The sequence below is a fragment of the Xanthomonas sp. CFBP 8443 genome (genome assembly GCF_025666195.1).
GTDB lineage: Bacteria > Pseudomonadota > Gammaproteobacteria > Xanthomonadales > Xanthomonadaceae > Xanthomonas_A.
Map to the genome: position 1 here is coordinate 2,567,210 of NZ_CP102592.1, position 12,238 is coordinate 2,579,447.

General features: G+C 69.1%; 9 protein-coding genes and 1 pseudogene. 8 read left to right on the plus strand and 2 right to left on the minus strand.

Annotated elements, in window-relative coordinates:
• The first annotated feature begins 20 nt into the window (after positions 1 to 20).
• The 3 genes from NUG20_RS10960 to NUG20_RS10970 are packed head-to-tail and all read left to right on the plus strand — an operon-like array spanning position 21 to position 3,786.
• Positions 21 to 1,532 (plus strand): B12-binding domain-containing radical SAM protein, encoded by a 1,512-nt coding sequence (locus NUG20_RS10960; protein WP_263398333.1) that lies wholly within the window; start codon positions 21 to 23, stop codon positions 1,530 to 1,532.
• A gap of 26 nt (positions 1,533 to 1,558) precedes the next feature.
• On the plus strand, positions 1,559 to 2,683 hold the full coding sequence (locus NUG20_RS10965) for a glycosyltransferase family 4 protein (RefSeq protein ID WP_263398334.1): 1,125 nt from the start codon (positions 1,559 to 1,561) through the stop codon (positions 2,681 to 2,683).
• Positions 2,680 to 3,786, plus strand: coding sequence for a glycosyltransferase family 4 protein (locus tag NUG20_RS10970; RefSeq protein WP_263398335.1), 1,107 nt, complete (start codon positions 2,680 to 2,682; stop codon positions 3,784 to 3,786). Before NUG20_RS10965 ends, NUG20_RS10970 begins: the two co-directional genes overlap by 4 nt.
• A gap of 80 nt (positions 3,787 to 3,866) precedes the next feature.
• Here the strand turns inward: NUG20_RS10970 and NUG20_RS10975 are convergent, their stop codons facing one another.
• The gene (locus NUG20_RS10975) at positions 3,867 to 5,156 is read right to left on the minus strand and encodes a nucleotidyltransferase family protein (RefSeq protein ID WP_263398336.1); all 1,290 of its coding nucleotides are present in this window, start codon (positions 5,154 to 5,156) and stop codon (positions 3,867 to 3,869) included.
• Positions 5,153 to 6,649 carry a B12-binding domain-containing radical SAM protein gene (locus tag NUG20_RS10980; protein WP_263398337.1) on the minus strand — a complete coding sequence of 499 codons (1,497 nt, stop codon included), beginning with the start codon at positions 6,647 to 6,649 and terminating at the stop codon, positions 5,153 to 5,155. Before NUG20_RS10980 ends, NUG20_RS10975 begins: the two co-directional genes overlap by 4 nt.
• 202 nt (positions 6,650 to 6,851) lie before the next feature.
• Here NUG20_RS10980 and NUG20_RS10985 point away from each other — a divergent pair, with 202 nt between their 5' ends.
• The 5 genes and pseudogenes from NUG20_RS10985 to NUG20_RS11005 all read left to right on the plus strand — a co-directional run bounded on the left by NUG20_RS10985 (position 6,852) and on the right by NUG20_RS11005 (position 12,204).
• On the plus strand, positions 6,852 to 7,910 hold the full coding sequence (locus NUG20_RS10985; protein WP_263398338.1) for a phosphoenolpyruvate carboxykinase (ATP): 1,059 nt from the start codon (positions 6,852 to 6,854) through the stop codon (positions 7,908 to 7,910).
• A gap of 156 nt (positions 7,911 to 8,066) precedes the next feature.
• A complete protein-coding gene (locus NUG20_RS10990; RefSeq protein WP_263398339.1) occupies positions 8,067 to 9,779 on the plus strand; it encodes an ATP-binding cassette domain-containing protein in 1,713 nt (570 codons plus the stop codon).
• Positions 9,780 to 10,010: 231 nt separating this feature from the next.
• Positions 10,011 to 10,718: a TraX family protein gene (locus tag NUG20_RS10995; RefSeq protein WP_263398340.1), complete on the plus strand. Its 708-nt coding sequence runs from the start codon at positions 10,011 to 10,013 to the stop codon at positions 10,716 to 10,718.
• 70 nt (positions 10,719 to 10,788) lie between these two features.
• Positions 10,789 to 11,220: a hypothetical protein gene (locus NUG20_RS11000; RefSeq protein ID WP_263398341.1), complete on the plus strand. Its 432-nt coding sequence runs from the start codon at positions 10,789 to 10,791 to the stop codon at positions 11,218 to 11,220.
• A 167-nt stretch (positions 11,221 to 11,387) separates the two neighbouring features.
• A pseudogene (locus NUG20_RS11005) lies at positions 11,388 to 12,204 on the plus strand (site-specific integrase).
• Positions 12,205 to 12,238 lie beyond the last annotated feature (34 nt).

The following is a 12,238-nucleotide window of genomic DNA, read 5'->3' on the forward strand; positions in this document are numbered from 1 at the left end:
TCGCCTTGCGGTCTTCTCCCATGCCTTCCACACCGAACACGCTGCTGGTCAATCCGACCATCACCTCGCGCGGCAATGCCCGCTTCCCGCTGGCGCTGCTGAACCTGGCCGCGGCGCTGGACCGCAGCGGCGACTGCCGCATCATCGACGGCAACGTCGATCGCGGCTTCATCGACAGCGCGCTGCAGGCGTTGCAGCAACAACGCTACGACGCGGTCGGCATCAGCGTCATGGGCGGGCCGCAGATCGCGCCGTCGATCGCGCTGTCCACGGCGATCCGCGAACGCTTCCCGGCCATGCCGATCGTTTGGGGCGGCTATTTCCCGACCCTGTATACCGACACCGCGCTGAGCGCGCCGTACGTGGACTACGCGATCCGCGCGCAGGGCGAGGACACGCTGCCGGAACTGGTCGCGGCGTTGCGTGGCGAAGGCCCCAGCCTGGCGCAGATCGACGGGCTGTCGTGGAAACAGGACGGCGCGATCGTGCACAACCGCAATCGCGGCTTCAGCCGCGGCGAGGCGGCACCGGCGCTGCCGTACGCCAAGCTCGGCGACCCGCGCCAGTACCTGGGCCGCAGCTTCCTCGGCCGCCGCACCGCCTCGCACCAGGCCGCGCTGGGCTGCCGGTTCCGCTGCACCTTCTGCGGCGTGGCGGCGATGTTCGGCGGCGCCACCGCGCTGCCCACCGCGGCGCGGCTGGAGCGTGAGTTGCGCTACCTGAAAGAGGAACTGGGCGCCGATTCGATCCAGTTCTTCGACCACAACTTCTTCGACCGCGAGGCGGAGATGATCCCGTTGCTGGAAGTCATGGCCAAGCTGGAGATGCCATGGTGGTGCTACGCGCGCGCCGACGCGTTGCTCAACCTGTCCGAGAGCACCTGGACGCTGGTGCGCAAGAGCCGGCTGCGCATGGCCTACATCGGCGCCGAATCGCCGAGCGGGGCGATGCTCAAGGAAATCCGCAAGGGCACGCGTCCGGACCAGACCCTCGAGGTGGCCGAGCTGTGCCGGCGCAACGGGGTGATTCCGGAGCTGTCGTTCATGGTCGCGCCGCCGCAGGACACCGTGCACGCGACCGAGCAGACCTTCGAGTTCATTCGCGAACTCAAGCAGATCAATCCGCAGTCGGAAATCATCGTTTACGTGTACACGCCGCTGCCGGAAGCCAGCCGCCACGAGAAGGACCGCGGCAAGCGCGCATCGATGCCGCTGCGCGACCTGCACGGCGCGCCGGTGGAGTTCCCGCGCACGCCGGAGGAGTGGACCCAGCCGCAATGGGTGGACTACGCCTGCCATGCCGACGCGCCCTGGCTCGACGACGCGCTGCGCCAGCGCATCCGCGACTTCGTCACCGTGCTGGGCTGCCGCTATCCCACCGCGCAGGACCTGCGTTCGCCGCGCTGGGCCAAGCGCGGCCTGAGCGCGATGGCGGCGTGGCGCTACCGCTACCGGCGCTACGACCGACCGTGGGAGCTGAACCTGGCCAATTGGCTGGTGCGCCTGCGCCGGCCGCAGGTCTCCGGCATCTAGGCGTGTCGCCTCCCCGCGGAAACCCCATGCACGTCGCCCAGATCAATTTCGTCCGCACGCCGCCGGGACTGGCGCCGGCGCAGGTGTTCGCGCACTGGCCGTCGCTGGCCGACATCTCCGAAGCGGTGGCCAGCGCCGGCACCCGCGTGTCGGTGATCCAGGCCGCCGATGCATCGGCGCAGTTGCTGCGCAACGGCGTGGAGTATCACTTCACCGATCCGGGCCATGCCGGTACCAGCAGCCGTGCGCGGCGCATCGCCGGCATCGTGCAGGCGATCGGCGCCGACGTGGTCCACGTGCACGGCCTGGAGTTCGCGCGCGAGGCCTGCGCGATGGCGCGGCAGTTGCCGCAGGTGCCGATCCTGCTGCAGGACCATGCCAATCGCCCGCCGCGCTGGTGGCGCCGCTCGCAGTGGCGGCAGTGGTACGCGGCCGCGGCGGGCATCGCCTTCACCTCGCTGGATCTGGCGCGCGCATTCGTGCATGCCGGGTTGTTCGCGCCGTCCACCCGCCTGTTCGCGATCCCCGAATCCAGCTGCCGCTTCACCCCCGGCGATCGCGCCCAGGCGCGTCGCGACAGCGGCCTGCACGGCGCGCCCTGCGTGCTGTGGGTGGGGCACCTGAGCGCCGGCAAGGACCCGTTGACCGTGCTCGATGGCATCGCCCGCGCCGCCGCGCGGCTGCCCGGACTGCAGCTGTTCTGCGCGTTCGGCAGCGCGCCGTTGCTGGAGGCGGTGCAGCAACGCGTGCAGCAGGATCCGCGCCTGCGCGGGCGCGTGCATCTGCTCGGCAAGGTCGACCATGCGCAGGTGCAGACGCTGATGCGCGCGGCGGATCTGTTCGTCTCGGGCAGCCTGGCCGAAAGCTGCGGCTACGCCGCGCTGGAAGCCTTCGCCTGCGGCACGCTGCCGGTGCTGACCGACATCCCGTCGTTCCGCGCGCTCACCGACTGCGGCCGCGTCGGCGAACTGTGGCCGTGCGGCGATGCCGGGCTGCTCGCCGAGGCGCTGGTGCATGCCGCTGCCGAACGGCCGTCGCCAGAGCAGGTCCGCGCGCATTTCGATGCGCAGCTGTCGTTCGCGGCGGTGGGCCGACGCTGGTCGCGCGCCTATGCGCAACTGCTGGAGCAAGCCGCGCGGAGCGATGCATGAAACTGGCGCTGGTGGTGCCCGGCGGGGTCGATCGCAGCGGCGAGTACCGGGTGATCCCGGTGCTGCTGACCCTGATCGAGCGCCTGGCGCGCAGCCACGAGCTGCATGTGTTCGTGCTGCACCAGGAGCCTGCGCCGGCATGCTGGGAGTTGCTCGGCGCGCGCATCCACAACATCGGCGACGGCCGCACCCGCCTGCGCGCGGTCGCCGCGATCCGCGCCGAGCATCGCCGGGCGCCGTTCGACCTGGTGCAATCGATCTTCTCCGGCCACTGCAGCCTGATCGCCGTGGCCGCCGCACGCTTGCTGCGGCGGCCGAGCCTCGTGCACATCGCCGGCGGCGAACTGGTCGCGCTGCATGCCATCGGCTACGGCGGACGGCGCAAATGGCAGGGCCGGCTGCGCGAGGCGCTGGTGCTTCGGCTGGCGAACGCGGTCACCGCAGCCAGCGCGCCGATCGTCGATGCCCTGCAGGCGCTCGGCATCGCCGCCGAACGCGTGCCGCTGGGCGTGGACCTGCGTGCCTGGCCGCAGCGCGAGCCGCGCCGCCGCGATGGCGGCACCGCGCAGCTGCTGCACGTGGCCAGCCTCAACCGGGTCAAGGATCAGCCGACGCTGCTGCGCGCACTGGCGGCGCTGGCGCGCGCCGGGGTCGCGTTTCGCATCGACATCGTCGGCGTGGACACGCTCGAAGGCGAGATGCAGCGCCTGGTCGCGCAGCTCGGGCTGTCGCAGCAGGTGCGTTTCCTCGGTTTCAAGACCCAGCGCGAACTGCGCCCGCTGGTGGAGGCGGCCGATCTGCTGGTGCTGTCGTCGCTGCACGAAGCAGGGCCGATGGTGTTGCTGGAAGCAGCGGTGGCCGGCGTGCCCACCGTCGGCACCGGGGTAGGGCACCTGCTGGAATGGGCGCCGACGGCGGCGCTGGCGGTGCCGACCGGCGACTGGGCCGGCCTGGCCGAAGCCTTGCGCCAGGTCCTGGCCGACGACGAACTGCGCCTGCGCCTGGCCTGGTCCGCACAATGCCGCGCGGTGCGCGAGGACGCCGAACACACCGTGCGCAGCTTCAACACGCTGTACCGGCGGTTGTGTCCAAAGCGCGCGTGAGCGCACGTATCCAATGTAGGAGCGGCTTCAGCCGCGACAGGCACTATCGGTAACGCCTGTAGCGGCTGAAGCCGCTCTACCTAACGCGGCGCATACCCCTGCAAAGCGCTGCGCACCGCATACAACGCATCCATGCGCGGCACCGGACGCAGCAGGCGCAGCAGCACGCGCCGCCGCTGCGGCAGGGCGACCCAGGATTGGCCCTGCAACCACAGCTGGGTGCGGATCATGTCGGCGCGCTCCTGCCGGCTTTCCGGCGAAGGCTGCAGCCGCTGCCGCAGATAGCGCAACACCTCACCGAGCGAGCGCGCCCATTCGATCCCCGGCAGCGTCGGCAGCCACAGCTGCGAGCACGAGGCGCGGGTCAGGTCCAGCCGCCGCGAGACCAGCCGCAGCAGCGGCGGGCATTGCGCGCGCAACTGCGCCAGCACCGGCTTCGGAATCGCCGTGCGGTAGTAGCGCAGCACCAGCTGCAACGGCGGCAGCGCCCACCACGGCGCGCCATCGGTGGCGTCGCACAGCACCCGCCAGTCCTTGCCGCTCATCCGCGTGGCCAGCAGCGAGATATCGTGCAGATGCATCAAGCGCAGGCTGCGGCTGCAGATGCCGCCGGCCGCGTGCAGCAGCAGATGGCTCATCAGCGCGCCATTGGACGGGTAGGGGTTCAGCCCCGGGCGGCTGTCGCGCGGGAAGATGCGTTCGCTGATATCGACCGTGGCCAGCGGCAACCGCTCCTGGATGCGCAGGTGCAGCTCGATGTTGATCGGCGTGTCGCGATGCTCGCCCAGGCTGGCGACGGGCTGCGCCTGCGCCGGGCGGAAGGTCTGGTGCTTCCACTGCGCGAACTCGGCCACGTAGCCGAGCTCTTCCAGCAGCGCACCCGCCTGCGCCGCATCTTCGGCGCGCACCAGCAGGTCGATGTCGGCCATCGGCCGATCGCCAGGCAGGTATAGGCCTTGCGCGTGCAAGGCCGCGCCCTTCAGCGACACGATGGCCACGCCGGCGTCTTGCGCCAGCGTATCGATCCGCTCCAGCAGCGCGGCGATGCGCCGGTAGCGGTGGGCGACGTGCTCGCGCTGCTCGGCCAGGAACGCGCTCCAGTCGCGATCGGGCCACACCGACAGCCGGCTCAGCAACGGCCCGATGCCGTGCGCGGCGGTCGCCGCCGCGGCCAGCTGCCATTGCAGCCGGTTCCACTGCGGCATCGGGTTGCCAGGCCGCGCCAGTTCGCAAGCCAGGGTTTCGGTCGCCAGCCGCAAGCCGCTGCCGACCTGCTTCAACGCAGGCTGCGTCGCGCGCTCGGCAAATGCATCGATGAAGGGATCGGCGGAGGAGGGCGCCTGCGCTTGCGGCGTCGCCTGTGCGCTCATTGACGTTGCGCCAGCGGGATGCGGCGGTCGGAGACGATGGCGGCGGTCGGCAGGGCGGCGTCGGTGCGGTGCTGGCCTTCGCTGGCGATCAATACGTCCCACTCTGCATCCAGTGCCGCCCAGTCCTGCGCATAGTCCTGCGGCGGCCGCGTGGCTTCGGTGCGCTGCAGGTCCACCTGCCGGTGCAGCAGATCGCGCACCCGCCTGTAGAACTCCGAGTCGTAGGCGCCATGGAACATCATCGCCAGGTCGTCGCTGTCCTGCCAATGGGTCTTGCGGCCGAGCTGGTTCTTCACCTGCTGGTAGAACTTGGTCCCCGGCAGCGGATACGACACGCTGACGCCGATGTCGTCCGGACGCGCCGTCGCCACCAGCGCACGGGTGGCGAGGATGTCGTCCAGTTGCTCGTCCAGGTAGCCGAGCTGCAGGAAGAAACCGACGCGGATGCCGTGCGCGCCCAGACGCTGGCGCGCGGCGATCACGTCCTCCACGGTGGTGCCCTTGGTCATCTTGTCGAGGATGCGCTGGCTGCCGCTTTCCGCGCCGATCCACGCCTCGGCGCAACCGGCGCGGGCCAACGCGGCGGCCATGCGTTCGCTGCCCAGATCGGCGCGGGTCTGGATGGTGAACGGAATCGAGCCATCGGCCGCGGCCAGCACCGCGGCGAATTCTTCCACCCAGTCGATGTGGAAGCCGAAGATGTCGTCGGCCATCCAGATATGGTCGGGGGCGAAGGCGCGCTTGAGGTGGATCATTTCCTCGGCCACTTCCGGCGCGCTGCGGCGCTTGTAGTGGTTGCCCCAGATCGGCTTGGCGCACCAGTTGCAGCGGAACGGGCAACCGCGCGAGGCGGCCATGTTCAGGCTGAAGTAGCCGTGCCGCTGCAGCCACAGGCGCCGATAGCGCTCGATATCGACCAGGTCCCAGGCGGCCAGGCCGGACAGGCGCGGATCCGGCGGGCGCGCGCCGATCTGTGCGCGCTTGAGCTGCGGCAGCGCGGCGCTGGCGACATCGGCTACGTCCGCCACCCAGGCCGCGGCATCGATGTCGGGCGTTTGCTGCAGCCGCTCGACCAGTTCCAGCAGCGGCGCGATGCCTTCGCCGATCAGCACCGCGTGCGCGCCGGCGGCCAGGAACGCTTCGGGATGATCCGACGCGTCGGAGCCGGCCACGATCACCCGGCTGCCGCCGGCACGCGCCTCGGCGATCATCCGGCAGGCGGCCTCGCGCATCCGGCTCAGGCACATCTTGGTCAGGAAATTGAAGTTGTCCTCGTAGAACACCACCAGGTCCGGCTGCGCCGCGCGCAGCGAGGCCTGGTAGTCCTCCACGCCGTCGGCCAGCATCGCGTCGAACAGCGTCACCTCGTGCCCGTGCCGGCGCAGCAGCGTGGCCACCTGCAGCGTGGCCAGCGGCGGATACGGCTTGCCGCGCTCCCATTGCTTGGGGTCGTAGCGCAGGAAGTAGGAGTGGCTGACCTGGATCTTTGGCATCGGCGGAAGGGTCTCGTTCGGCGCCGGCAACGAATGCCGCGGCGCATGCAGCAGTGGCCGCGCACAGGTGGCCGTGCCGTAAGTGCCGCCGGCGCGGTCTTTGGTTGTGCGCGCTGCGCAGGTGGGTCGGCGCGTGCGGCCCGCACAACCTTTGCTGCCGCTGCACGCACTCACGCGCATCGACTCCATGGACCCATTCCCGATGCAGCCCTCGACCGTGCGCACGCAACGCTGGGAGCCTGTAGCCGGCACTGCCGCAACGCAGGCTGGCGTTGCCGCCGATCCGTTCCACGACCGGCTGCGGCGCGACCACGTCCTCAACAAGCAACTGCTGGGCGGCCGCTTCCGCTTCGAAAGCAATAGCGAGGCCTTGCTGCAGTTGGTCGAAGCGGCGTTCGGCGACGTACCGCCGCACCAGTTGCCGGAGGCAGCCGACTTCCATATCGAACTGAACCTGGTCGCGCGCCACGACGCACCCTATGTGTTCGCGCTGCAGCCGCCGCCGGTGCAGACCCATTCCGGCGCCGGTGTGCTGTGCGGGGTCATCGACGCCGACAACTACATGGTGCTGATGCCCGACCAGGGCAGGGCGCTGCTGGTGGTGTCGGAAGACATGCTCGCCCATCCCTACCATGTGCGTTACGAACTGATCGAGTTCGCGGTGTTCGTGCTGGCGGCGCGCGCGATGCGCCTGGTGCCGCTGCACGGCGCCTGTGTCGGCGCTGGTGGGCGCGGCGTGCTGCTGCTCGGCGCCAGCGGTGCGGGCAAGTCCACGCTGGCCCTGCACAGCATGCTGTGCGGGCTGGAATTCCTCGCCGAGGATGCGCTGTTCGTCGAGCCGCAGCGCATGCTCGCCACCGGCATCGGCAACTTCCTGCACCTGCGCCCGGATCTGCTGCGGTTGGTCGACGAGCAGACCCGCGCCTGGATCGCCGCCGCGCCGACGATCCGGCGCCGCAGCGGCGCGCTCAAGCACGAAGTCGATATCCGCAACGGCCGCGCATGCCTGGCGCCTGCGCCGTTGCAGCTTGCCGGCGCAGTGTTCGTCTCCAGCACGGCCGCCGCGGATCCGCAGCAACTGTTGCGGCCCGTCGCCGAGCACGAGGTGCTCGATCGCCTGACCGTCGACCAGCCGTACGCTGCCGCGCAACCGGGATGGTCGCTGTTCGCGCGCCAGCTGCAGCGGCTGGGCGTGTACGAACTGCAGCGCGGCGCGCATCCGGATGCGTCGGTCGATGCCGTGCTGCAGTTGCTGCGATGAGTGCGGCGGCGACGACCGTATGCCGGCCATGAGAACGGAGGCGTCGCGCGCAGGCGAGGGCGGCCGCGGCGCCATGCTCGCGCCGGTGCGGCGTGCAGGCGCGTTGCAGCCAGCCACGCGGATCGGCGAACGGGCGCCGTCCCCAGGCCGTCACCGATGACCGCACGCACCACCGCGCCCGACCGAGCGCCGCCGCTGCTGCGCACCTTCATCGCCACCCTGGATCGTGGCGAGCGGATGCGCATCTGTCTCTACGTCGTGCTGTCGTTGGTCTGCGCGCTGGCCGGCGCCGTGGCCACGGTCGCCCTGGTGCCGCTGGTGCAACCCGGGCATGCACTGACGCTCGGCGGCCACGTGCTGGCGTTGCCCGACGGCGTCCTGGCCCAGACGACGATCTTCGTCGTCGCCAGCGCCGGTTTCGCCCTGCTGCGCTGGACGGGCGCGCGGCTGGCCGCTGAGCTGGCCAGCGGCCACGCGGTGCGCCTGCGCCGCCAGGTGCACGCGCGCCTGCTCGACGCGCCGCTGCCGGCGCTTGCCGACGCCAGTTCGGCGGAAATCGCCAACGTGCTCACCTACAACATCGAGATCATCGTCCAGGGCTTCAGCGCCTTGCTGCAGTTGCTGGTGGCCGCCATCACCGCCGGCGTCAGCCTGGGCATCGCCTTTCTGGTGTCGCCCATCCTGGTGCTGGCGCTGCCGCCGCTGCTGGGCCTGGCCGTGCTCGCGTTCCGCATCTCCGGCCACGAACAGGCCCAGGTGAGCCGTCAATACGTCGCCGACATGACCCGGCTGTTCTGGCTCAGCGAGGATTTCCCGCGGCGCCTGCGCCATGTGCGTTCGTTCGAACGCGAAGACCTGGAGAAAAGCGGCTACGACGCGATCTCCAGCCGGCTCAGCCATGGCTACTGGCGGCAACAGGCGCTGGTCGCCTCGGGCCGGCTGCTGCTCGAACTCAGCGCCGTCGCCGCCATCGCCGCGATCATGCTGCTGGCCGGCCTCTGGCATGGCATCGACCGCGGCGGGCTGATCACCGTGGGCCTGTTGCTGGGGCGATTGCTGCCGTATCTGGTCTCGACCCGGCAAAGCTTCCAGCAACTGCGTTCGGCGGCACCGGCGCTGGAGTTATGGCAGCACTATGTGGGCCTGGGGACGGCGAGGGCGATGCAGGCAACGCCGCACGCGGCACCGCCCATGCATGGCCCGCTGCGGATCCACCGGATCGGCCTGGCGCCGCCGCTGGCCGCGATCGCGATCGGCGAACTGATCCTGGCGCCCGGCAGCATGACCTTGATCTGCGGACACTCCGGTGCCGGCAAGAGCAGCCTGATGGACGTGCTCGCCGGCATGGTCGAACCGCGGGTGTTCGCCGCGCAATGCGATGGGCAAACGCTGGATTTCGCGGCGTACCGCGCCCTGGTCCGGCATGGCGCCTATGTCGGCCAGAGCGTGCGCCCGTGGCAGCACACGGTGCGCGACTGCCTCGCCTGGGCCGAGCCGAGCGCCAGCGAAGCGGCGATGTGGCAGGCGTTGCGCGACGTCGGCCTGGCCGCGCGCCTGCAGGCGGGCGCGCAGGGCCTGGACACGACCTTGAACAGCGCCGCCGCCAAACTCTCCGGCGGCGAACTGCAGCGCTTGCTGCTGGCGCAGGTGATCCTCAGGCAACCGCGGATCGCCTTGCTCGACGAAGCCACCAGCGCACTCGACGCGATTTCGGAGAAGCACGTGCTGTCGACGCTGCGGCAGCGCCTGCCACGCACCGCGCTGGTCGTCGTGTCGCACCGGACCAGCCTGTCCGCTGTGGCGGATCGCTGCCTGCACATGGAGCGCCCGAGCTCCACGCCAATCCCGATGGCGCAGCGACCGCTCTGACCGGCGGGGCATGCGCGGCGCGATCCGCGATGGCGCGCCGCGCTGCGAAACGCACTCGACCGTATTGCCGGCTCGCATGGAACAGTCTACCGTCCATGGCCTCGACAGCGATGCGTGCCCGCTGCTCGCCGAACCATCGCCCTACGCATCGCCGCCCGTCACGGGCGATGGCGCAAGGAAGGGGCAGGGCGGACACCTGGCCGCCAGAGGAGCGGCGTTCTGAACGACACGATGACCAGCAGCGCCCGCGAACTGTTGAAATGGATCGCCTTGCTGCTGATGACCGGCGATCACGTAGCGAAGGTGCTGGCCCATGGCTATGTCCCGATCGTGTCCGAACTCGGTCGCGTCGCGTTTCCACTGTTCGCCCTGGTCATGGCCTACAACCTGGCCCAGCCAGGTGCCGACGTACTCAAGTCCGTGCGCCGATTGCTGCTGTGGGGCATCGTGGCGCAGCCGGTGCACGGACTCGCGTTCGGCTACTGGGCGCCGTTCAACATATTGCTCAGCTTCGCCCTGGCCGCCGCCGCGATCTGGAGCATCCAGCAACGGCAATGGATCTTGCTCGGCATGTGCGTCCTGGCCGCGCCGCCATTGGTGGACTACAACTGGGCCGGCCTGATCCTGGTGCTGGCCGCCTGGTGGGTGTTTCGTCTGCACGCGGTGCCGCATGCGTCGCGCCAGGGCGCCTCCCGGCACGGCTTCCGCCATATGATTGAACACCGCTATGCGCGCATCGCCGTACTCCTCGCGGCGTTCGGACCGCTGTGCTGGTGGAACGGCAATGGCTGGGCCTTGCTGGCACTGCCAGCGGTGGCGCTGCTGGCGAACCGCCATTTCCCCATTCCACGGACGCGCTGGGCGTTCTACATCTACTACGTGGGGCATCTGGCGGTGCTTGCGGTGCTGGCGCGGACGATGGCCGTACATACCGCCTGACATCGGGGCGTTGCATCTGTCTAAGCGTGCGCTTCACTCCTCGCATATCATCTCTGCCACGGGGGTGAGCATGGATGTTCGTGTCTTAGGGCTGTTCTTGTTGCTTTCGGCGTCCGCTTTGTCTGCGCAGACGCGCTCAGCCGCTGGCCGCGGCATCGAGCGTGTGAACCCGAATCGCAATGTCACTGCGGTTCCGAAGCTCGATTGTCGCAAGCTTCTTGCTAGCGATCCTCGGCCATGGGTACATGCATATTGCGAGCATGTCGACTTCGCGATGCAGGACGGCATGTCCCGCGCCTGGGGACGTCCTCGGCCATCTTCGGTTCTTCTCGATATCCCTGCACTTGGTACCGCTGAAGCCAAGGCTTCCGGCGTCTCATGTTCCGAGGGCCGTGTGATCCGCAGAGTGGGCAATGGCTGGGAGCAAGCGCTCGATCAGCAGCGTAACTATCTGCGCTGCCGACCCTCGGTAGAGCTGCCGGCGATATCCATTGGTCAATGACCGGGTGGGGCTTGCCACTGTGTACGCCTTATCCTGCGATCGATCCACCTTGCAAGGCGAGATGGAGCCGGCTCGAGGCTTACCAGGGCAAGAGCAATGCCAGCAAGAATGGTGGCAACCCGCGCCCCAGCAACACGGCGGTTTTAACATAATATACATTATGCGAAATACGTGATGCAGGCGGCACGGGTCCGGGTGCGCTGGATCTGGCTGTTGACCAGGCGTTGGTGGCCGCCGGCCTCAAGGCCAAGGTCGGGCCGTTAAAGCTGTCGACGGTGGTCCAGCGTGTGGCGGTGCTGTCTAAGGCGCACAAGCTCAAGCGCCTGGCCAACCCGTGCGAGTTGCCCAGTGTCAGGACGCTGCTGAGCCGCGCCCGCCGAGCCTCAGTCAAACGCGGTGAGCGACCGACCAAGAAGACCGCCATCACACGCCCTGAGCTCGAGGCCATGCTGGCGACCTGTGACGACAGTTTGGAAGGGCTGCGTGACCGTGCCCTGCTCTGCTTTGGCTTTGCCAGTGGCGGGCGACGGCGCAGCGAGATCGCCGTCGCCTACGCAAGGTTGGCGACGACGGCTTTATATATCGACTGGAGTACTCCAAGACCCAGCAGGCGGCGTGAATGCAGATTCGACGCCGGACAAGCCGATCCTTGGGCGCAGTGCCGAAGCGCTCGCGGCCTGGCTCGATGCAGCAGATATCCACGAAGGAGCAATCTTCCGGCGGATCTGGAAGGATCGAGTTGGCCCTGCCCTGCTCCCTGGCTCGGTGGCGTCGATCGTGAAGCGTCGTGCCCGTCTGGCCGGGTTGGAAGGCGACTTCGGGGCGCACAGCCTTCGATCGGGGTTCGTAACCGAGGCCGGCAAGCAAGGCGTCCCACTCCCGGTCGTGATGGCGATGACCGAGCATCGTTCCGTGGCAAGCGTGATTGGGTACTTTCAGGTCGGTGCAGCACAGGACAATCCGGCCGCCCGTCTTCTCAAATAATGCTGTTGTTTCGAGTGAAGTCCCGGGGTGTCAT

Bases quoted from the DNA above. Each gene is read 5' to 3' on its own strand.
- NUG20_RS10990 (WP_263398339.1), top strand. From the start codon at position 8,067: ATGACCGCACGCACCACCGCGCCCGACCGAGCGCCGCCGCTGCTGCGC.
- NUG20_RS10970 (WP_263398335.1), top strand. From the start codon at position 2,680: ATGAAACTGGCGCTGGTGGTGCCCGGCGGGGTCGATCGCAGCGGCGAG.
- NUG20_RS10960 (WP_263398333.1), top strand. From the start codon at position 21: ATGCCTTCCACACCGAACACGCTGCTGGTCAATCCGACCATCACCTCG.
- NUG20_RS10980 (WP_263398337.1), bottom strand. From the start codon at position 6,649: ATGCCAAAGATCCAGGTCAGCCACTCCTACTTCCTGCGCTACGACCCC.
- NUG20_RS11000 (WP_263398341.1), top strand. From the start codon at position 10,789: ATGGATGTTCGTGTCTTAGGGCTGTTCTTGTTGCTTTCGGCGTCCGCT.
- NUG20_RS10975 (WP_263398336.1), bottom strand. From the start codon at position 5,156: ATGAGCGCACAGGCGACGCCGCAAGCGCAGGCGCCCTCCTCCGCCGAT.
- NUG20_RS10985 (WP_263398338.1), top strand. From the start codon at position 6,852: ATGCAGCCCTCGACCGTGCGCACGCAACGCTGGGAGCCTGTAGCCGGC.
- NUG20_RS10965 (WP_263398334.1), top strand. From the start codon at position 1,559: ATGCACGTCGCCCAGATCAATTTCGTCCGCACGCCGCCGGGACTGGCG.
- NUG20_RS10995 (WP_263398340.1), top strand. From the start codon at position 10,011: ATGACCAGCAGCGCCCGCGAACTGTTGAAATGGATCGCCTTGCTGCTG.